The organism is Streptomyces sp. NPDC049687 (genome assembly GCF_044465285.1).
Lineage (GTDB): Bacteria > Actinomycetota > Actinomycetes > Streptomycetales > Streptomycetaceae > Streptomyces.
Genome location: NZ_JBITLN010000009.1, coordinates 304,934 through 324,348, shown reverse-complemented (window position 1 = coordinate 324,348; position 19,415 = coordinate 304,934). Strand labels below are relative to the sequence as shown.

General features: G+C 71.4%; 18 protein-coding genes. 8 read left to right on the top strand and 10 right to left on the bottom strand.

Annotated elements, in window-relative coordinates; all coding sequences use genetic code 11:
- The first annotated feature begins 401 nt into the window (after positions 1 to 401).
- Positions 402 to 1,073, top strand: a complete 672-nt coding sequence (locus ACIBVL_RS27730) for a lysophospholipid acyltransferase family protein (protein ID WP_399101249.1) — start codon at positions 402 to 404, stop codon at positions 1,071 to 1,073.
- Here the strand turns inward: ACIBVL_RS27730 and ACIBVL_RS27725 are convergent.
- From ACIBVL_RS27725 to argH, 4 genes are all read right to left on the bottom strand, one after another.
- A complete protein-coding gene (locus tag ACIBVL_RS27725; protein WP_399100958.1) occupies positions 1,070 to 2,680 on the bottom strand; it encodes an MFS transporter in 1,611 nt (536 codons plus the stop codon). The two genes, ACIBVL_RS27730 and ACIBVL_RS27725, sit on opposite strands and share 4 nt — an antisense overlap.
- Positions 2,677 to 3,228 carry a TetR/AcrR family transcriptional regulator gene (locus ACIBVL_RS27720; RefSeq protein WP_399100956.1) on the bottom strand — a complete coding sequence of 184 codons (552 nt, stop codon included), beginning with the start codon at positions 3,226 to 3,228 and terminating at the stop codon, positions 2,677 to 2,679. Before ACIBVL_RS27720 ends, ACIBVL_RS27725 begins: the two co-directional genes overlap by 4 nt.
- Before the next feature lie 82 nt (positions 3,229 to 3,310).
- Positions 3,311 to 4,282 (bottom strand): aldo/keto reductase, encoded by a 972-nt coding sequence (locus tag ACIBVL_RS27715; RefSeq protein WP_399100955.1) that lies wholly within the window; start codon positions 4,280 to 4,282, stop codon positions 3,311 to 3,313.
- A gap of 145 nt (positions 4,283 to 4,427) precedes the next feature.
- Entirely contained in the window at positions 4,428 to 5,855 is a 1,428-nt protein-coding gene (gene argH / locus ACIBVL_RS27710) for an argininosuccinate lyase (RefSeq protein WP_399100953.1), read from the bottom strand.
- A gap of 190 nt (positions 5,856 to 6,045) precedes the next feature.
- Between argH and ACIBVL_RS27705 the strand changes: the two genes are divergently transcribed.
- Entirely contained in the window at positions 6,046 to 6,936 is an 891-nt protein-coding gene (locus tag ACIBVL_RS27705; RefSeq protein WP_399100951.1) for a hypothetical protein, read from the top strand.
- A 156-nt stretch (positions 6,937 to 7,092) separates the two neighbouring features.
- Positions 7,093 to 7,677: a pyridoxamine 5'-phosphate oxidase family protein gene (locus ACIBVL_RS27700; protein ID WP_399100949.1), complete on the top strand. Its 585-nt coding sequence runs from the start codon at positions 7,093 to 7,095 to the stop codon at positions 7,675 to 7,677.
- Positions 7,678 to 7,729: 52 nt separating this feature from the next.
- On the opposite strand, the gene ACIBVL_RS27695 is transcribed toward ACIBVL_RS27700, so the two are convergent.
- Both ACIBVL_RS27695 and ACIBVL_RS27690 read right to left on the bottom strand, forming a co-directional pair.
- Positions 7,730 to 9,208, bottom strand: a complete 1,479-nt coding sequence (locus ACIBVL_RS27695) for a sensor histidine kinase (RefSeq protein ID WP_399100947.1) — start codon at positions 9,206 to 9,208, stop codon at positions 7,730 to 7,732.
- A complete protein-coding gene (locus ACIBVL_RS27690) occupies positions 9,205 to 9,945 on the bottom strand; it encodes a response regulator transcription factor (RefSeq protein WP_399100945.1) in 741 nt (246 codons plus the stop codon). Before ACIBVL_RS27690 ends, ACIBVL_RS27695 begins: the two co-directional genes overlap by 4 nt.
- Positions 9,946 to 10,103: 158 nt before the next feature.
- On the opposite strand from ACIBVL_RS27690, the gene ACIBVL_RS27685 reads away from it, so the two are divergent.
- Genes ACIBVL_RS27685 through ACIBVL_RS27665 form a run of 5 tightly spaced genes read left to right on the top strand, consistent with a single transcriptional unit; the run spans position 10,104 to position 15,321 of the window.
- Complete coding sequence (locus ACIBVL_RS27685) at positions 10,104 to 11,456, top strand: ferric reductase-like transmembrane domain-containing protein (RefSeq protein WP_399100943.1); 1,353 nt, start codon at positions 10,104 to 10,106, stop codon at positions 11,454 to 11,456.
- Positions 11,457 to 11,466: 10 nt separating this feature from the next.
- The gene (locus tag ACIBVL_RS27680; RefSeq protein ID WP_399100941.1) at positions 11,467 to 11,922 is read left to right on the top strand and encodes an FMN-binding protein; all 456 of its coding nucleotides are present in this window, start codon (positions 11,467 to 11,469) and stop codon (positions 11,920 to 11,922) included.
- A gap of 59 nt (positions 11,923 to 11,981) precedes the next feature.
- Positions 11,982 to 13,364 (top strand): ferric reductase-like transmembrane domain-containing protein, encoded by a 1,383-nt coding sequence (locus tag ACIBVL_RS27675; RefSeq protein WP_399100938.1) that lies wholly within the window; start codon positions 11,982 to 11,984, stop codon positions 13,362 to 13,364.
- 57 nt (positions 13,365 to 13,421) lie between these two features.
- The gene (locus tag ACIBVL_RS27670) at positions 13,422 to 14,525 is read left to right on the top strand and encodes an FMN-binding protein (protein ID WP_399100936.1); all 1,104 of its coding nucleotides are present in this window, start codon (positions 13,422 to 13,424) and stop codon (positions 14,523 to 14,525) included.
- 55 nt (positions 14,526 to 14,580) lie between these two features.
- Positions 14,581 to 15,321, top strand: a complete 741-nt coding sequence (locus ACIBVL_RS27665) for an FAD:protein FMN transferase (protein WP_399100934.1) — start codon at positions 14,581 to 14,583, stop codon at positions 15,319 to 15,321.
- Between the two features lie 203 nt (positions 15,322 to 15,524).
- Here the strand turns inward: ACIBVL_RS27665 and ACIBVL_RS27660 are convergent, their stop codons facing one another.
- Genes ACIBVL_RS27660 through argJ form a run of 4 tightly spaced genes read right to left on the bottom strand, consistent with a single transcriptional unit; the run spans position 15,525 to position 19,354 of the window.
- A complete protein-coding gene (locus ACIBVL_RS27660) occupies positions 15,525 to 16,070 on the bottom strand; it encodes an arginine repressor (protein WP_031114708.1) in 546 nt (181 codons plus the stop codon).
- Positions 16,071 to 16,077: 7 nt separating this feature from the next.
- Positions 16,078 to 17,271, bottom strand: coding sequence for an acetylornithine transaminase (locus tag ACIBVL_RS27655; protein WP_399100931.1), 1,194 nt, complete (start codon positions 17,269 to 17,271; stop codon positions 16,078 to 16,080).
- Entirely contained in the window at positions 17,271 to 18,179 is a 909-nt protein-coding gene (argB, locus tag ACIBVL_RS27650; RefSeq protein ID WP_399100929.1) for an acetylglutamate kinase, read from the bottom strand. Before argB ends, ACIBVL_RS27655 begins: the two co-directional genes overlap by 1 nt.
- A complete protein-coding gene (gene argJ, locus ACIBVL_RS27645; RefSeq protein ID WP_399100927.1) occupies positions 18,176 to 19,354 on the bottom strand; it encodes a bifunctional glutamate N-acetyltransferase/amino-acid acetyltransferase ArgJ in 1,179 nt (392 codons plus the stop codon). The genes argB and argJ overlap by 4 nt, the downstream gene beginning before the upstream one ends.
- Positions 19,355 to 19,415: the final 61 nt, after the last annotated feature.

The window sequence follows — 19,415 nt, the reverse complement described above, 5'->3', positions numbered from 1 at the left end:
GGCGGGTGCCGTACGGCGATGTGGCCTGCGCCGTACGGTGAGGTGACGGGTCGTCGGACGCGGCGGATTGGGCGCCCCCGGGCGGGGAACGCGCTCAGTACCGGCTGTTGTCGGGGTTTTCCGAGATGCGGCGGCGGTCCTGCGTGCGAGGAACGTCACGGCGGCGAGCACGAACAGCGGTGCGGCGAAGGCCATGGCGATTCCCCCGGCTCCCCCGTTTCGCGGCGTTGTTCTCGTCGTTCCGCCCGGATGACGGGCGGGCAAAGGTACGCCCGTACAGGTAAACGTACGTCAACAGTGCGTAAGACCTGGGTGACCCGATGTGCGCCATCCCCTGAGGCGCGAGTATCGTCCTCACCTGCACAGACTCATACCGTTTTCCCTTGGCATCGGAGGGCTCGTTGTCCCGCTTCGCGCTCATCAAGGCAGTGCTCGGACCGGTCATGCGCCTGATGTTCCGCCCCCGGGTCGAGGGCGCGGAGCACATCCCGGGCGACGGACCCGTCATCCTGGCAGGCAACCACCTCACGTTCATCGACTCGATGATCCTGCCGCTCGTGTGCGACCGGCAGGTCTTCTTCATCGGCAAGGACGAGTACGTCACCGGCAAGAACCTCAAGGGCCGGTTGATGGCCTGGTTCTTCACCGGCGTCGGCATGATTCCGGTGGACCGGGACGGCGGGCGCGGGGGTGTGGCCGCGCTGATGACCGGGCGGCGGGTACTGGAGGAGGGGAAGGTCTTCGGGATCTACCCAGAGGGGACCCGCTCCCCCGACGGCCGGCTGTACCGGGGGCGCACCGGGATCGCGCGGCTGACGCTGATGACCGGGGCGCCGGTGGTTCCCTTCGCGATGATCGGTACGGACAAGCTGCAGCCGGGGGGTGCGGGGATGCCCCGTCCCGGGCGGGTGACGGTTCGGTTCGGTGAGGCGATGGAGTTCTCCCGGTACGACGGCATGGACCGGGATCGGTATGTGCTGCGGGCTGTGACCGATTCCGTGATGGCCGAGGTCATGCGGTTGTCGGGGCAGGAGTACGTGGACATGTATGCGACGAAGGCCAAGGCCGCCTAAGAGCTCCGCGGTCGGCCGTCCCCCGGGTGCGGGTGTGTGGGGGTTGTGCCCGCGGTTCCCCGCGCCCCCTGGGGCAACGACCCTTGTCCGGCGTTTTCGAGGCGCTGTTCCCTGAGCAGGAACCATGCCGCGACTGCTGCCGCGAGCAGGACTGCCGCGCCCACCCCCGACGCCACGCTCAGGCCGTTGACGAAAGCCTCCCGGGCCGACGACAGCATCTCCTCGCCCGCGGCCGTCGGCAGCCGGCCCGCCGCCTCCACCGCGCCGCCCAGGGACTCATGGGCGCTCCCCGGTGTGCCGGCGGGAGCCGGGAAGCCGCGGTAGACGCCCGTCACGATCGAGCCGAGTGCGGCGATGCCGAGGGCCGCGCCCAGTTCGTACGCCGTCTCGGAGACCGCGGAGGCCGCTCCCGCCTGGCCCCTGGGGACCGAGGAGAGGATGACGTCGGCGGTGACCGTGAAGGAGAAGCCGGCGCCCACGCCGACCACCAGCAGGGCGGCTCCCAGCACCGGGTAGCCGGTGGTCTGTGTGAGGGTGGTCAGGGCGGCCAGGGCGAGGCCGATGGCCGCGAGGCCGCCGGAGACGACCGCCCGTACCGAGAAGCGGCGGGCCGCGCGGCCCGCGAGCAGGCCGGCCACCACCGCGCCCACGGCCGCGGGCAGTTCGGCCAGGCCGGCTTCCAGCGGCCTCCTGCCCTGCACCAACTGCAGGTACTGGGAGAGGAAGAACACCAGGCCGGACATGCCGAGCACGGTCAGCAGGTCGGCCAGCACGGCGCCGCCGAAGCCGCGTCGGCGGAACAGACGCATGTCCAGCAGCGGGGCGGGGAGCGTGAGCTGACGGCGTACGAACCCGTGGAGAGCGGCCACTCCGAGCAGGCCCGCCGTCAGCGGCTCCCAGGTCAAGCCGTGCCCGACGGCTTCCTTGACCGCGTACACGACGGCGATCATGCCGACCAGGGACAGGAGCACGCTGAGCAGGTCCCAGGGGCCGGGGTTCGGGTTCTTCGACTCCGGCAGCGTCTTCACGCCGACCAGGACGAGCACCACCATCACGGGCAGGTTGATGAGGAAGACCGAGCCCCACCAGAAGTGTTCGAGGAGGAAGCCGCCCGCGACGGGGCCGACCGCGGTGCCCGCGGAGGCCGTCGCGCCCCAGATGCCGACCGCCGCACTGCGTTCGCGCGGGTCGTGGAAGAGGTTGCGGATCAGGGCGAGGGTGGCGGGCATGAGGGTCGCGCCGGCGACGCCGAGCAGGGCCCGGGCCGCGATCATCATCTCCGGGCTCGTCGCGTAGGCGTTGAGGACGGACAGCAGTCCGAAGGCCGTCGCGCCGCCGAGCAGGATCCGCTTGCGGCCGACGCGGTCGCCCAGACTGCCCATGGACACCAGGAGGCCTGCGATGACGAAGGAGTAGACGTCGCCGATCCAGAGGAGCTGAGTGCCCGTGGGCCCGAGGTCCTCGCTGATGTAGGGGGTCGCGAGGCCGAGGACGGTCGCGTCGACGGCCACCAGCAGCACGGCGAGTACGAGGACGGAGAGCGCGAGCCAGCGGTCCGGGCGCCGCACCGCCTCGGTCGTGATCGCCGGCCGCAGGGTGCTGGTCATGATTGCTGTCTCCGTAGTGCGCCGCCGAGCAGCAACTCGGCGATCATGTGGGGGAAGTCCCGGGAGGCCACGCGGCCGTCCAGGGTGGCCCAGGCGGCCGACGCGATCAGTCCGTACAGCGCCTCGGTGAGCCAGGCGGGCGTGAGGTCGATGCGGAACTCGCCGCTTCGCTGTCCGCGCTGGAACACCGCGCCGATGCGGGCGTCCAGCCGCCGCCAGCCCTCGTGCTGGCCGTCGCCCTCCCACAGTTGGTTCTCGCCGTACAGGAAGGCGAGCAGCCCTGCCGCGGACTGGATCTCACGCGCCAGCCTGCGTACGGCCTCGTCCGCGGGCCCTTCGTCGAGCCGGGCCCGGTCGAGTGCCGCCTCGCACTCCGCGATGCCGAGGGCTTCCAGGGCGCGGACGAGCGCGTCACGGCCGGCGAAGTGCCGGTGCAGGGTGGCGCGGCTGATGCCGGCGGCCTTGGCGACCTCGTCCATGGTCGCGGTGGATTTACGGGTCAGCAGGGCGGCGGCGCTGCGGAGGACGTGGTCACGGTCGACAGCCATGAGACAACTATAGCCCACATGAGACATTGATGTCTCACTGTGAGCATGCGCGACTCACCAAGGAGGCTCGCGCACTGCTTTCTCAGTGCCAGGGCAGGCCGGCCCGCCGCTCCCAGTACGCCTGCGGTTCCTCGGCCAGCCCGGACAGGCTCGCCAGCTGCTCCTCGTCCAGGTCGACCACCGCGGCATGCAGGTTGGAGGCGAGCTGGGTGGCCGTGGCGGCGCCGGAGAGGACGACTCCCGCCCAGGGCTGACGGAGGATCAGGGCCAGGGCCACCGCGTCACAGCCGAGGGAGGTCGCCGCGGCCACGGCCTTCAGGGCGTCCGGGGCATACGGGTCGGCGAGGCGGCCGTTGGCCATGCCCTCCTTCACGATCACCGTGAGGCCGGCGTCATGGGCCTCGGCGAGGGCGGGGGCGGCCGAGGTCTCCAGGACGTTGTACGTCGACTGGACGGTACGGAAGAGGGGCTCGCCGTCGACCGTCACGGCGAGGGCGGCGCGGACGGCGTCGGCCTGGGCGGGGCCACTGGTGGAAAAGCCGATGGTGACGCCCTCGGCGGCGGCTTCCGCCAGCCTGGCGTGGAGTTCCTTGTCGGTGAGGGCCGGGCTGTCCGGGGTCACCGAGTGGATCTGGTAGAGGTCGAGCCGGTCACCGAGCAGCTCGGCGGTCTCGGCGCGCTGCCGCTCGTACGCCTGGACGCTGTGGTCCTTGACCTCGTGCGGCTCGGCGTCGGTGGTCCAGCCGGCGGTGTAGGTGTAGCCCCACTTGCTGCCGATGACCACGTCGTCGACGCCGGGGCGGGTGCGGAGCCAGTCCGCGAGGAACTCCTCGCTGCGGCCGTAGGAGCGGGCCGCGTCGAAGTAGCGGACGCCCTGGGCGTAGGCGGCGTCGAGGAGTTCGTGGGTGCGGGTGCGCAGCGTCTCGACGCTGCGGTCCTCGCCGAGGTCGTCGTCCCGGCCGAGGTTGATGTAGCCGGGGCGGCCGACGGCGGCGAGGCCCAGTCCGAGGTGGCAGGTGGGGGTCGTCGCGGTGGCCAGTCGGGCGAAGGGCATCGCGGGCTCCGTTCGGTCGGCTCCGGTGCGGCTTTCCGACCAACGTAACCCGTGACGACCTTCGCCTCGGCGTTCGGTGCGTGCGGTGCGTCGACGAGCACGGGTTGCGGGTGGCCTGTCGCGCCGTTCCCCGCACCCCCGGGGGTCACCGCTTGGCCGTGGCCCAGTCGTGCTGCGTCCGCACGTTCGCCTTGACCTCCGCCAGCTGGACCGCGACCGCACTGGGGGCCGTACCGCCACGTCCGTCGCGGGAGGCCAGGGCGCCCGGTACGTTCAGGACCGTCCGCACCTCGGGCGTCAGGTGGGCGCTGATCTTCGCGAACTGTTCGTCCGTCAGCTCGTCGAGTTCCTTGCCCTCGGCCTCGGCGGCCTTCACGCACTCGCCGGCGACCTCGTGGGCGACTCGGAAGGGGACGCCCTGCTTGACCAGCCACTCGGCGATGTCGGTGGCGAGGGAGAAGCCGGCCGGGGCCAGTTCCTCCATGCGCTCGCGGTTGACGGTGAGGGTGGCGATCATGCCGGTGAAGGCGGGGAGGAGGACCTCCAGCTGGTCGCAGGAGTCGAAAACCGGCTCCTTGTCCTCCTGGAGGTCCCGGTTGTAGGCGAGCGGGAGGGCCTTGAGGGTGGCCATGAGACCGGTCAGGTTGCCGATCAGGCGGCCGGACTTGCCGCGCGCCAGCTCCGCGATGTCCGGGTTCTTCTTCTGCGGCATGATCGACGAGCCCGTGGAGAACGCGTCGTGCAGGGTCACGAAGGAGAACTCCTTCGTGTTCCAGATGATGATCTCCTCGGAGATCCGGGACAGGTTGACACCGATCATCGCGGTGATGAAGGCGAACTCGGCGACGAAGTCGCGGGAGGCCGTGCCGTCGATGGAGTTGCCGACGCTGCCGTGCTCGAAGCCGAGGTCCTCGGCTACCGCCTCCGGGTCCAGACCGAGGCTGCTGCCCGCGAGCGCTCCGGAGCCGTACGGCGAGACGGCCGTGCGCTCGTCCCACTGGCGCAGCCGCTCGGCGTCCCGGGACAGGGACTGGACGTGCGCCAGGACGTGGTGGGCGAAGAGCACCGGCTGGGCGTGCTGGAGGTGGGTGCGGCCGGGCATCGCCACGTCCGGGTGGGCCTCGGCCAGGCCGATCAGGGCGTCCTGGAGCTCGGCGATCAGGCCGCCGATGATCCGGGCGTGGTCGCGCAGGTACATCCGGAAGAGGGTGGCGACCTGGTCGTTGCGGGAGCGGCCGGCCCGCAGCTTGCCGCCGAGGTCGGGGCCGAGGCGCTCCAGAAGGCCGCGCTCGAGTGCCGTGTGGACGTCCTCGTCGGCGATGGTGCCCACGAAGGAGCCGTCGGCGACGTCCGCCTCCAACCGGTCGAGTCCGGCGATCATCCGGGTCAGCTCGTCCTCGGTGAGCAGGCCCGCCTTGTGCAGCACGCGCGCGTGGGCACGCGAACCGGCGATGTCGTACGGCGCGAGCCGCCAGTCGAAGTGGACGGACGCGGACAGCTTCGCCAGGGCCTCGGCGGGACCGTCGGCGAACCGGCCGCCCCAGAGCCGGACGTCACCGCTGTTGCTGCTCACTTGCTGCTCCTCACCGCTGCACTCAACGTCATGCATGAGTATGCAGCGCTCTGCATGATTCGTCAATTTAGGGAGATCCACAAGAGTTTTGAAGTCGCCTTGAACAACCGCAACCGCTTACCCGTACTCACTGCCGAACGCCGGCGCCGCGTTTGTAAACCCACCGTCCTGACCCAAGTGAGGCATCCGCATGTCCAGGGCTCTTCCCAAGTACAACAAGCGTCGTGTGGCGATCATCGGCGGCGCCGCCGCTCTGGCCCTGACCGGTGCGGTCGTCGTGAACCAGGCCCTCGCCGGTGAGTCGTCCAAGAGCAGCACCACCAACGCCAACACGCTCGCCGCCGGCCCCGGAACCATCACGTGCCCGGACGTGGCCTCGCAGCTCCCGGAGATCCCCGCCTCCGCCCAGGCCGAGATCGACCGCAACCTGGCCCTGCTCCAGACCCAGATCGACGAGGCCAACAAGCGACTGGTCGACACCGTGGGCCAGGGTGGCCCCAACTTCGTGCAGAACGCGATCCTCGGCCCGCTGGAGGACAAGCGGATCGCGACCGTCAACCGCATCGCCACCGCCATCGGCCGCACCGCGGACAAGCCGCAGGGCCTCGAGGCGCTCGCGCCGTGCGCCCTCGACGCGGACGGCGCGGCGGGCGCCGGTGAAGAGGCCGGCGCGGAGAACGGCGCGGACGACGAGGCCGAGGCCACCCCCAGCGCGACGGAGACCGCCGCCGAAGGTGCCGAAGGCGCGGGCGACGCCGCGGGCGACGCCGGCGAGGACGCGAGCGCCGTCGGCGCCATCACGTGCCCGGACGTGGCCTCGCAGCTCCCGGAGATCCCCGCCTCCGCCCAGGCCGAGGTCGACCGCAACCTGGCCCTGCTCCAGACCCAGATCGACGAGGCCAACACGCGCCTGCAGAACACCGTCGGCCAGGGTGGCCCCAACTTCGTGCAGAACGCGATCCTCGGCCCGCTGAAGGACAAGCGCGTCTCCACGATCGACCGCATCGCCATCTCCATCGGCCGCACCGGAACCAAGCCGACGGGCCTGGAGGCCCTGGCCGCCTGCACGTTGAACCAGTGACGTGACAGGCCCAGTGGCCGCCCCGAGGAAGCGCCGGCCGGGGCGGCCACTGCGGCGTACGCGCACCTTGGCGTGCGCCCACCAGCAGAATCCCGTTCCGGGCGGCGACCGCATTTCCTCAGACGCCCGAAATGCTTTCCCGGATAATCGTTAGCCATGGGAAAGACCTATGAGCGCATAGACGGCAGGCTCCGTACGTTCATCGAGGAGCAGCCCCTCTTCTTCACCGCGACCGCGCCGCTGTCCGGCGACGGCACGGTCAACCTCTCCCCCAAGGGCCTCAAGGGCTCGCTCGCGGTCCTCGACGAACACACCGTCGCCTACCTCGACTTCGCCGGCTCCAACGCGGAGACCGTCGCGCATCTGCGGGAGAACGGGCGGATCACGCTGATGTGGTGCGCGTTCCAGGGACCGCCGAACATCGTGCGGGTGCACGGCAAGGGGGAACCGGTCTTCCGGGACGACCCCCGCTTCGCCGAACTCCTCGCCCGCTTCACCGACATCGACCCCGCCCCGCACGGACTCCGCGCGATCATCGTCGTCCACGCCGAACTCGTCCGGGACACCTGCGGGTACGCGGTGCCCTTCATGTCCTACGACGAGGATCGCGACCTGCACGGGAAGCGGTTCGCCCGGGAGGACGACGCGTCGCTGGACGCGTACTTCCACAAGAAGGAGCACGTCGCCACCAGCCTGGACGGCCTGCCGGGGCTGCCGTTGCCGTTGCCTCCCGCTCCGTAGTCCGGGTGTCGGTAGCGGGATCCTGTTGCTGTACCTCACCGGGCGGCGCGGCTCAGTTCGCGGCGTGGGGCAACCGGACCGTGAACGTGGTGGTGCCCGGGCGGCTCTCCAGCCCCACGCTTCCTCCATGTGCCTCCACCACCGCCGCCACGATCGAGAGGCCCAGGCCGGCCCCGGTGCCCGTGTTCTCGGTGGTGCGGCGGCGGTCGGCCCGGGTGAAGCGTTCGAAGACGCCGGGCTGGATGTCGGCCGGCACACCCGGTCCGTCGTCGTGGACCCTGAGGGTCGCCGTCGTGCCGTCCGTCTCCAGGATCACCGTGACCGTTGTGCCCGCGGGTGTGTGCGAACGGGCGTTGGCCAGGAGGTTGGCCAGCACCTGGTGGAGGCGGTGGGCGTCGCCCGGAACCGTGACCGGGTCCTCGGGGAGGTCCAGGGTCCAGGGATGGCCGGGGCCCGAGGCCCTCGCGTCCGTCACCGCGTCCAGGACCAGCCGGGTGAGGTCGACGGGGAGGCTCTCCAGGGGGCGGCCGGCGTCCAGGCGGGCGAGCAGAAGCAGGTCGTCGACCATCTCGCCCATGCGGGAGGACTCCGCGGCGATGCGTTCCAGGGCGCGGGTCACCTCCGGAGGGACCGGGCCCGGGTGGAGCAGGGCCAGCTCGGCGTGGCCGCGTACCGAGGCGACCGGGGTACGCAGTTCGTGGCTGGCGTCGGCCGCGAAGCTGCGCAGGCGCTCCTCGCTGGCGTGGCGTTTGGTGAGGGCGTCCTCGACATGGCCCAGCATGCGGTTGAAGGCCCCCGCCATCCGGCCCACCTCGCTGCGCGGGTCCGCCGCGGGGGCCCGCGGCGGCAGGGCCACCTCCCCGCTCGCCAACGGCAGTTCGCTCACCCGCGTGGCCGTCGCCGCCACCCGGCTCAGCGGACGCAGGGACCAGCGCACCCAGAGGGCTCCCGCGACGCCCGCGACCGCCAGGGCCACGCCGAACACGATCGCGGCGACGAGTTCGAGGCGGTGGACCGTCGCCTCCACCGGCTCCAGCGGGAGACCGGTGACCAGCACGTCTCCGTCCAGTCCCGCGGTCGCCCGGACCCGGTACTCGTCGAGGGCGGAGAGGTGCAGGGTGCGGGCCCGGCCGTCGGCCGGAAGCGCGGCGAGCGCGTGCTGGTCGGCCTTGCTCAGGTCGACCGTCAGGTCCGTCGTCTCGGCGCCCGCCGAGGGGACCACGGCGGCGTTGGTCACGGTGCTGTTCACGAGCCGCGCGCCGAAGGTGCCCACCGCCTGCCGCCTGGTGTCGCCGAACTCGTCCCCGTCGTGGTCGTCCGGCGGCAGGCCGCCGTGCTCCAGGCTGGCCGGGAAACGGTTGCCGACCTCGCTCAGCTGCTCGTCGAGACGGGTTGTGAGGAAGCCGTCCAGCTCCACCACCGCGGCCACGCCCACCGCCGCGCAGCTGACCGCGAGCAGCACCAGCAGGCCGGCGGTCAGGCGGGCCCGCAAGGTACGGGGCAGCAGGGTGCGGGGCAGCGGGATCCTCATGACACCGTCGGCTTCAGCACGTACCCCGCCCCGCGCACGGTGTGGATCATCGGCTCCCGGCCCGCGTCCACCTTCTTGCGCAGGTAGGAGATGTACAGCTCGACGACATGGGCGCGGCCGCCGAAGTCGTACGACCACACCCGGTCGAGGATCTGTGTCTTGCTCAGCACCCTGCGCGGGTTGCGCATGAGGAAGCGAAGGAGTTCGAACTCGGTCGGGGAGAGTTCGATCAGCTCGCCCGCACGGGTCACCTCGCGGGCCTCCTCGTCCATCACCAGATCGCCGACGACCATCCGGGGACCCTCCTCCTGCTGGCGGGCCATGCCCGCGCGGCGCAGCAGTCCGCGCAGCCGGGCGACGACCTCCTCCAGGCTGAAGGGCTTGGTGACGTAGTCGTCGCCGCCCGCCGTGATGCCGGCGATCCGGTCCTCCACCGCGTCCCGCGCGGTGAGGAAGAGCACGCAGACGTCCGGTTTCACCGCGTGCAGGGAGCGCAGGACGGCGAAGCCGTCGGTGTCGGGAAGCATCACGTCCAGCACGACCGCGTCCGGCATCAGCTCCCGGGCCGCCGCCACCGCGGACGCGCCGTCGCCCGCGGTGCGGATCCGCCAGCCCTCATAGCGCAGCGCGCCCGAGAGCACCTCCGCGAGGTCGGGGTCGTCGTCGACGACCAGGACGCGCAGTGGGGTGCCGTCGGGGCGGGTGAGGGCGGGGCGGCCGGAGCGGGTGGTGTTCATGGCTGCGTCCAGGATCGCCCCTGGCCGGCCCGACCGGGGTCTGCGAACGCTCTGAGTTTCCTCTGAGTCCGCCGTGCGGGGCGGCCGCTCAGAGCGGTCTCAGAGGTTCGCCGCGCACAGTGGCGTCGACCCGGCACCGCTTCGGAAGGACCCGCGACATGGCCACCCTGTACGAGCAACGGACCGCACCCGCCCTGGCGCCGGCTCGTCGGCGCTCCCCCGCGGGCCTCGTGCTCGCCGTGCTCTGGGCGGGGGCCGCTGCCGTGCTCGCCCTGTGGTGGTCCGACACGGGGTCCGTGGTCGGTGCGGCGGGCTGGCTGACCGGGGCCGGGCGGATCGCCGGGCTGCTGAGCGGCTACTCCTGCGCGGTGCTGGTCGGCCTGATGGCGCGCGTGCCGGTTCTCGAACGGGGGATCGGATCCGACCGGGTGGCCCGCTGGCACGCGATGGCCGGCCGCTACACGATCTGTCTGCTGCTCGCGCACGTCGTGCTGATCCTCGCCGGGTACGCCGCCCAGGACCGCCGGTCGCTCGTCGACGAGACCCTGTCCGTGATCCTCGACTACCCCGAGATGCTGAAGGCCACCGCCGGCACGGTGATCCTCCTCGCGGTCGGTGTCACCTCCGCGCGGGCCGTGCGCCGCCGTACCAGTTACGAGTTCTGGTACTACGTCCACCTCCTCACCTATGCCGCCGTGTTCCTCGCCTTCGGCCACCAGCTGGCCCTGGGCGACGACTTCAACGGCCATCCGGTGACCACGGCCGCCTGGTACGCCCTGTATCTCGGGGTCGCGGGAGGGGTGCTCTGGTTCCGGGTCCTGGTTCCCGTACGGCTGAACCTGCGGCACCGGCTGCGGGTGGAGTCCGTGCAGCGGGAGGCGCCGGGGGTGTACTCCGTCGTCGTACGCGGCGAGCGACTGGACGAACTCGGGGCGCGGGCCGGGCAGTTCTTCCGCTGGCGGTTTCTCGGGGCGGGTCTGGCCCGGACCTCGACGCCGTACTCGCTCTCTGCGCCGCCCCGCCCGGACCTGATGCGGATCACCGTCAAGGCGCTCGGCGCGCACAGTGCGCGCGTCGCCCTGCTGCGGCCCGGCACGCGCGTGTGGGCGGAGGGGCCGTACGGCGCGCTGACCGCCGACCGGCGCACCGCGCCCAAGTCGCTGCTCATCGGGGCGGGCGTGGGCATCACCCCGCTGCGGGCGCTGTTCGAGACGCTGCCCGGCGAGGTGACCGTGCTGTACCGGGCGCGCACGGCCGAGGACCTCGCGCTGGGCGCGGAGTTGGAGGCGATCGCGCACTGGCGGGGCGCGCGGGTGCTGTACGCGCTCAACGGGCCGCGGGGGCAACGGCCCGACCTGAGCGCCGGGTCGCTGCGCACGGCGGTGCCGGACCTGGCCGGCCACGACGTCTACGTCTGCGGTCCGCACGGCTTCGCCCGGGACGTGTACGAGGCGCTGCACGCGGCCGGGGTCCCGGACCGGCGCATCCACCACGAGTCGTTCGAACTGTGAGGTCGTCCCCGTGCACGCGCTGAAGAAGAACCGGCCCTTCCGCAGGATCGTGCTGGCCAGTGCCGCCACCGTGTCCGGTGTGGTGATGCTGCTGACGCTGAAACCGCACACGGCGCCCGAGTCGGTGTCGGTCACGGCACCGGCGCCGTCCAGCAGCTCGAGCGGATCCGGCTCGGGCACCGTCGAGGGCGGCAAGGCCGTCACCGGTGAGTCCGTGCAGACCCGCTGGGGTCCGGTCCAGGTGCGGATCACCGTCGCCGACGGCAGGATCACGGACGTCACCGCGGTGACGTACCCCCAGGAAAACCCACGCGACCAGCAGATCAACGCGTATGCCATCCCCCGGCTGCGCAGCGAGGCGCTGACGGCCCAGAGCGCGGACATCGACACCGTCTCGGGAGCGACGTACACGAGTGACGGTTACCGGCAGTCACTCCAGTCCGCACTGGACTCCGCGGGACTCTGAACACTCTGCGGTCGTCGCGCGTATCTGTGGGTCAAGGGTCAAGTCCCCACGGAGGAACCGTGACCACCACGATCGCAGGCGGACGTGCCGCCCGCCGCCAGACGATGCGCCGCATCCGCCCGCGCCGATCCCCGGCCGTCCCGTTGCTGCTCGCCGTATGGGCGGGCGCGGCGGGCGTGCTGTGGCTGTGGTGGGCCAACACGCCGAACATCGCGGACGACAACAGCAAGATACTCAACGCGGGACGGATCACCGGTCTGCTCGCCGGCTACATGATGGCGCTCGTCGTCCTGCAGATGGCGCGGGTGCCGGCCCTGGAGCGGCGGGTGGGCTCGGACCGGGTGGCACGCTGGCACGCGATGAGCGGCCGGTACACGCTCAGTCTGACCTTCGCGCACGTGTTCCTCATCATGTGGGGGTACGCGCTGCAGGCCGGCAAGTCGCTCGGCGACATCGTCCAGCAGACGATCGACTCCATCAACCAGCTGCCGGACATGGGCAAGGCGGCGATCGGCACCGGTCTGCTGGTGGTCATCGGCCTGGTGTCGATCGGCGGCGTGCGCAAGCGGATGCCGTACGACACCTGGTACCACATCCACCTCATGACGTACGCGGCCGTCTTCCTGACCTTCTGGCACCAGATCACCACCGGCAACGACTTCGCGATCGAACCGGCCGCCAAGACCGTCTGGTACGGCCTGTACGGCTCGGTCACGGCGCTGGTGATCTGGTACCGGATCCTCACCCCCATCCGGCTGAACCTGCGCCACCGCATGTACGTCGAGGCGGTCATCGAGGAGACGCCCGGCATCGTGTCGGTGCTGATCGGCGGGCGCAAGCTGCACCGGATCGGCGCGGAGGCCGGGCAGTTCTTCCGGTGGCGGTTCCTGGCGCCGGGGATGCGCTTCAGCTCCCACCCGTACTCGCTGTCGGCCAACCCCCGCCCCGAGCTGCTGCGGATCACGGTCAAGGCGATCGGCGACCACACCGCGGCGCTGCGGGAGCTGCGGCCCGGCACGAAGGTGTGGGCCGAGGGACCGTACGGCGCGATGACCGCGTCCCGGCGCAGCCGCGGCAAGGTGCTGCTGGTGGCCGGCGGTGTGGGCATCACACCGATGCGCACGCTGTTCGAGACGCTGCCGGGCGCGCCCGGTGACATCACGCTCCTCTACCGGGCCAACAGCACCCAGGACCTGGCCCTCTGGGACGAGCTGGCGAAGATCGCCGACGAGCGCGGGGCGCGGCTGATGTACGCGGTCAACAGCCCCGACGGGGAACGCCCCGACATCTCGGCGGAGTCCCTCCAGCGCAAGATCCCCGACATCGACGACCACGACGTGTTCATGTGCGGGCCGAACGGCTTCGCCCAGGGCGTGTACGAGGCACTGCGCGGCGCCGGGGTTCCGGCTCGCCGTATCCATCACGAGTCGTTCGAGATGTGAGCGACGGAACCTCCACAAAACCCTCGGCCCCCATGTGAATCAGGAGCTCAGAAACAGATGAGGAAGAGCCACCCTCTTCGGCGCGTCGTGCTGGCCAGTGCCGCCACCGTGTCCGGGATCGTGCTGCTGCTGTCGCTGAAGCCGTCCACCGACCCGACCTCCGCCCAGGCGGCGGGCACCGGCGGCACGGCGGCCCAGGAGGCGGCGCAGGGCGGGGCCGGGGCACCCGTGACCGGGACGATGACCGGTGACGCGGTCCAGACGCAGTACGGCAACGTCCAGGTCCGCATCACGGTCGTCAGCAACAAGATCACCAAGGCGGAGGCCGTCCAGGCGCCCAAGGGCGGCACCAGCACCCAGAAGACGGAGCTGGCCGTCCCCAAGCTCAACGCCGACGTGGTCGCCAAGCAGAGCGCGGACATCGACACCGTCTCCGGCGCGACCTACACCAGCGAGGGCTACAAGAAGTCCCTGCAGTCCGCGATCGACAAGGCGAACGCGAGCGCGGGGTCCTCCCAGGGGTCCGGGTCCGGCAGCGCGCAGGCCTCCGGCACCTTCACCGGTGACGCGGCGCAGACGCAGTACGGCAACGTCCAGGTCCGGATCACCGTCGCCAACGGCAAGATCACCAAGGCGGAGGCCGTCCAGGCACCCTCGGGCGGCACCAGCACCCAGAAGACCGAACTCTCCGTCCCCAAGCTCAACCAGGAGGCGGTGGCCGCCGGCAGCGCCGACATCGACTCCGTCTCCGGCGCCACCTACACCAGCGAGGGCTACAAGAAGTCCCTCCAGTCGGCGCTGGACAAGGCGAAGGCGAGCGCCGGGTCGTCGTCCGACGCCGGTTCCGGTTCCTCCGGCTCGGGGGCCGCTTCGGGTGCCGCCCAGGCCTCCGGCACCTTCACCGGCACGGTGACGCAGACGCAGTACGGGCCGGTGCAGGTGCGGATCACGGTCGCCAACGGCAAGATCACCAAGGCGGAGGCCGTCCAGGCACCCTCGGGCGGCACCAGCACCCAGAAGACCGAACTCTCCGTCCCCAAGCTCAACCAGGAGGCGGTGGCCGCCGGCAGCGCCGACATCGACTCCGTCTCCGGCGCCACCTACACCAGCGAGGGCTACAAGAAGTCCCTGCAGTCGGCACTGGATCAGGCCGGTGGCTGACACGGTGGCCGAATCGGCAGCGGCTCCCGCCGCGGTACGTCATGCGGAGGAGGTCATGGGGACCGTCTTCTCCTTCGACGTCCGCGGCGGGGAACCCGGGGCGGTGCGCGCGGCGCTCGACGAGGCGGTGGGCTCCCTGCACCGGGTGAACGAGGTGTTCAGCACCTACCGCGAGGACAGCCAGGTATCCCGGCTGGTGCGCGGCGAGCTGACCGTCGGGGAGTGCGACCCCATGGTGGCCGAGGTGCTGGAGCTGGGCGCCGAGGCGGAGCGGGTCAGCGACGGCTGGTTCAGCATGCGCTACGAGGGCCGGCTCGACCCGACCGGGATCGTCAAGGGCTGGGCCGCGGAGCGCGCGGCCCACTTGATCGCCCGGGTCGCCGGGGTGAGCGGGGTCAGCGTCAACGGCGGCGGCGATGTGCAACTGCTGGGCGTACCCGGGCCGGAGCGGCCGTGGCGGGTGGGTGTGTCCGACCCCCTGCGGCCGGGCGGGCTGGCGGCGGTCGTGTCGGCGGCGGGCGCGTCGGAGCTGGCGGTGGCCACGTCGGGCACGGCGGAGCGGGGGACGCATATCGTCGACCCGCGTACGGGTCGGTCCGCGGTGACGGATCTGGTGGCCGTGACCGTGGTGGCGCCTCAGTTGACCTGGGCCGACTGCTGGGCGACCGCGGCGTTCGCGATGGGGTCGCGGGAGGCGCTGGCGTGGCTGGAGTCGCTGCCGGACGTGGAGGCACTGCTGATCACGGCGGGCGACGAGGTGCGCTGCACGGGCGGGTTGGCGGCACGGCTCGGGTGAGCGGGGGCCGGCCGGGGACGGATCGCCCGGCCCGGCGCTGACGGGGTGCCGCCGCACCCGCCCGTGCCGCGCGGCACGGCACGGCTGCCCGCGGCTGGGCGGCTCGACCGTGCGGCCGACGAGGCGTGGACGTCCCCGAGGTGCGGAACCGCGCGATCAGCCACCGCGCACCCGCCGTCGGCGTACGGCAGACGCCCACCCTCTCAGTGGCCGTTCTGCGCCAACCTCAGCAGGTGATCGGCGAGCGCCTGACCCCCTGTCGGCTCCCGGCTGATCAGCAGCAAGGTGTCGTCACCCGCGATCGTGCCCAGGATGTCGTGCAGCTCCGCCTGGTCGATCGCCGAGGCGAGGAACTGCGCCGCCCCCGGCGGAGTGCGCAGGACCACGAGATTCGCCGAGGCCTCCGCGGAGATCAGCAGCTCCTGCGAGAGCCGCCGCATCCGCTCCTCCTTCGCCGACCCCCCCAGCGGTGCCCGGGGGGTCCGGAAACCCCCCTCGCTCGGCACCGCGTAGATCAGGTCGCCGTCCGTGTTGCGGATCTTCACCGCGTTCAGCTCGTCCAGGTCCCGCGACAGCGTCGCCTGGGTGACGCTCAGCCCGTCGTCGGCGAGCAGCTTCGCCAACTGGCTCTGCGAGCGCACGGGTTGCCGGTTGAGGATGTCCACGATCCGGCGGTGGCGGGCGGTGCGGGTCTGCGGCACGGCGGGCCCGTTGGCCCCCGGCTGCTCGTGGTCCTGCGCCTGGCTCATCGTCGTCTCATTCTCCGGATCCGTCCCCGTTGGCCGTGTCGAGGATGCCGGGCAGCGCCCCGAGGAACGCCTCCACCGCGTCGTCGCCGACATTCAGCGGCGGCATCAGCCGGACGACGTCGGGGGCGGGCGCGTTCACGAGGAATCCGGCCTCCTGAGCCGCCTGCTGCACCTGGGGCGCCAGCGACTCGGAGAGCACGATACCCAGGAGGAGACCCGCGCCCCGGACATAATCGATCAACGGGTGGCCCAGACCCTCGATTCCGTCCCGCAACTTCTCGCTCTGCCGCTTGACGTTCTGCAGCAACCCCTCGTTCTCGATCGTCTCGAGGACCGCCAGACCGGCCGCGCAGGCGATCGGGTTGCCGCCGAAGGTCGTCCCGTGCTGGCCGGGCTGGAGCAGCTCCGCCGCCCGCCCGAAGGCGACCGTCGCGCCGAGCGGCAGCCCACCGCCGAGCCCCTTGGCCAGCGTCACGACGTCCGGGAGGACGCCCTCGTGGGCCTGGTACTCGAACCACTGCCCGGTCCGCCCGACGCCGGTCTGCACCTCGTCCAGGACCAGCAGAGAGCCCGTGGCGGCGGTGATCGCCCGCGCCGCCTTCAGGTAGCCGGCCGGCGGCACGACCACACCGTTCTCGCCCTGGATCGGCTCGATGAGGACGAGCGCCGTCTCCTCGGTCACCGCGGCCGCCAGCGCCTGCGGGTCGCCGTACGGGACGTGCGTGACGTCGCCGGGCAGCGGCAGGAAGGGAGCCTGCTTGCCGGGCTGGCCGGTCAGCGCCAGGGCGCCCATGGTGCGGCCGTGGAAGCCGCCCTGGGTGGCGACCATGTGGCCGCGTCCGGTGAGCCGGCCGATCTTGAACGCGCCCTCGGTGGCCTCGGCGCCGGAGTTGCAGAAGTAGACCTTGCCGTCCCGGCCGAAGTGGCGCAGCAGCCGCTCGGCGAGGGCGACGGGCGGTTCGGCGATGAAGAGGTTGGAGACGTGGCCCAGCGACGCGACCTGCTTGCTGACCGCCTCGACGATCGCCGGATGGGCGTGGCCGAGCGCGTTGACGGCGATCCCGCCGACGAAGTCCAGGTACTCCTTGCCGTCGGCGTCCCAGAGCCGGGTGCCCTCACCGCGGACCAGGGGGAGCCTCGGGGTGCCGTAGTTGTTCATGAGCGCGCCCTGCCACCGCGCGGTCAGTTCCTGGTTGCTCATCACGACTCCCCCTGTCGCTCGTCGGCCACGACCATCGTGCCGATGCCCTCGTCGGTGAAGATCTCCAGCAGGATCGAGTGCTGGACCCGCCCGTCGATGACCCGGGCGGTGGTGACGCCGTTGCGCACGGCGTGCAGACAGCCCTCCATCTTCGGGACCATGCCGGAGCTCAACTCCGGCAGCAGCTTCTCCAGTTGGGAAGCGGTGAGGCGGCTGATCACCTCGTCGCTGTGGGGCCAGTCCTCGTAGAGGCCCTCGACGTCCGTGAGGACCATGAGGGTTTCGGCCCCAAGTGCCGCAGCGAGTGCCGCAGCCGCCGTATCAGCATTGACGTTGTAGACATGTCCGTCGTCCTGGGAGCGGGCGATCGAGGAGACGACCGGGACACGGCCGTCGGCGAGCAGGGCCTCGATCGCGCCCGTGTCGATCGCGGTGATCTCGCCCACCCGCCCGATGTCGACCAACTCCCCGTCGATCTCGGGCTGGTGCTTGGTGGCGGTGATGGTGTGCGCGTCCTCGCCGGTCAGACCGACGGCGAGCGGTCCGTGCTGGTTGAGCAGTCCGACCAGCTCGCGCTGGACCTGCCCGGCGAGCACCATCCGTACGACGTCCATGGCGTCCTCGGTGGTGACCCTGAGCCCGGCCTTGAACTCGCTGACGATGCCGTGCTTGTCGAGGGCGGCGCTGATCTGCGGGCCGCCGCCGTGCACGACGACGACGTTGAGGCCGGCGTGCCTGAGGAAGACGACGTCCTGGGCGAAGGCGGCCTTCAGCTCCTCGTTCACCATGGCGTTCCCGCCGAACTTGATGACGACGGTCTTGCCGTTGTGCCGGGTCAGCCAGGGCAGGGCCTCGATGAGGATCTGGGCCTTGGGGAGCGCGGTGTGCTTCCGCGTGGGGTTGCTCATGACGAGTAGGCGCTGTTCTCGTGGACGTAGTCCGCGGTGAGGTCGTTGGTCCAGATGGTGGCCGTCTCGGTGCCGGCCGCCAGGTCGGCGACGATGTGCACCTCGCGGTAGCGCATGTCGACCTTGTCGCGGTCCTCGCCGACGCCGCCGTTCTTGCACACCCACACACCGTTGATGGCGACGTTCAGCCGGTCGGGTTCGAAGGCGGCCTTCGTCGTGCCGATCGCGGAGAGGACGCGGCCCCAGTTGGGGTCCTCGCCGTGGATGGCGCACTTGAGGAGGTTGTTGCGGGCGATGGAGCGGCCCACCTCGACGGCGTCCTCCTCGGTCGCCGCGTTGACGACCTCGATCTTGATGTCCTTGCTGGCGCCCTCGGCGTCCCGGATCAGCTGCTGGCCGAGGTCGTCGCAGACGGTCCGTACGGCCGCCGCGAACTCCTCGTACGCCGGGGCGACCCCGGAAGCGCCGGAGGCGAGCAGCAGGACCGTGTCGTTGGTGGACATGCAGCCGTCGGAGTCGACCCGGTCGAAGGTGACCTCGGTGGCGGCGCGCAGCGCCTTGTCCAGGGTCTCGCTGTCGAGGTCGGCGTCCGTGGTCAGCACGACCAGCATGGTGGCCAGGCCCGGGGCGAGCATGCCCGCGCCCTTGGCCATGCCGCCGACGGTCCATCCGTCGCCCTGGACCACGGACGTCTTGTGGACGGTGTCGGTGGTCTTGATGGCGATGGCGGCCTTCTCGCCACCGTGCGGGCTGAGTTGGGCGACGGCCTTGTCGATGCCCGGCAACAGCTTGTCCATCGGCAGCAGCACGCCGATGAGACCGGTCGAGCACACGGCGATCATGCCGGCGGCGTGGCCGCCCGTCTCGTCGAGCCCGGCACTGTTGAGGGACTCGGCCGCCTTCTCCGCGGTGGCGTGCGTGTCCTGGAACCCCTTCGGTCCCGTGCAGGCGTTGGCTCCACCGGAGTTGAGGACGACCGCGGTCAGTTCCCCGCTCTTCAGCACCTGCTCGGACCACAGGACCGGCGCGGCCTTGACGCGGTTGGAGGTGAAGACGCCCGCGGCGGACAGCCGGGGCCCGTTGTTGACCACGAGGGCCAGGTCCGGGTTGCCGTTCTCCTTGATCCCGGCGGCGATGCCCGCCGCCGTGAATCCCTTGGCTGCCGTGACACTCACTGCGTCTCCTGGTTCGTTTCTCCGCCCGTGCGGCGCACCGGTGCGGCCATCGTCGTCGTCT

Bases quoted from the DNA above. Each gene is read 5' to 3' on its own strand.
- ACIBVL_RS27725 (WP_399100958.1), bottom strand. From the start codon at position 2,680: ATGACCAGCACCCTGCGGCCGGCGATCACGACCGAGGCGGTGCGGCGC.
- ACIBVL_RS27720 (WP_399100956.1), bottom strand. From the start codon at position 3,228: ATGGCTGTCGACCGTGACCACGTCCTCCGCAGCGCCGCCGCCCTGCTG.
- ACIBVL_RS27715 (WP_399100955.1), bottom strand. From the start codon at position 4,282: ATGCCCTTCGCCCGACTGGCCACCGCGACGACCCCCACCTGCCACCTC.
- ACIBVL_RS27705 (WP_399100951.1), top strand. From the start codon at position 6,046: ATGTCCAGGGCTCTTCCCAAGTACAACAAGCGTCGTGTGGCGATCATC.
- ACIBVL_RS27700 (WP_399100949.1), top strand. From the start codon at position 7,093: ATGGGAAAGACCTATGAGCGCATAGACGGCAGGCTCCGTACGTTCATC.
- ACIBVL_RS27695 (WP_399100947.1), bottom strand. From the start codon at position 9,208: ATGAGGATCCCGCTGCCCCGCACCCTGCTGCCCCGTACCTTGCGGGCC.
- ACIBVL_RS27690 (WP_399100945.1), bottom strand. From the start codon at position 9,945: ATGAACACCACCCGCTCCGGCCGCCCCGCCCTCACCCGCCCCGACGGC.
- ACIBVL_RS27685 (WP_399100943.1), top strand. From the start codon at position 10,104: ATGGCCACCCTGTACGAGCAACGGACCGCACCCGCCCTGGCGCCGGCT.
- ACIBVL_RS27670 (WP_399100936.1), top strand. From the start codon at position 13,422: ATGAGGAAGAGCCACCCTCTTCGGCGCGTCGTGCTGGCCAGTGCCGCC.
- ACIBVL_RS27665 (WP_399100934.1), top strand. From the start codon at position 14,581: ATGGGGACCGTCTTCTCCTTCGACGTCCGCGGCGGGGAACCCGGGGCG.
- ACIBVL_RS27660 (WP_031114708.1), bottom strand. From the start codon at position 16,070: ATGAGCCAGGCGCAGGACCACGAGCAGCCGGGGGCCAACGGGCCCGCC.
- ACIBVL_RS27655 (WP_399100931.1), bottom strand. From the start codon at position 17,271: ATGAGCAACCAGGAACTGACCGCGCGGTGGCAGGGCGCGCTCATGAAC.
- argB (WP_399100929.1), bottom strand. From the start codon at position 18,179: ATGAGCAACCCCACGCGGAAGCACACCGCGCTCCCCAAGGCCCAGATC.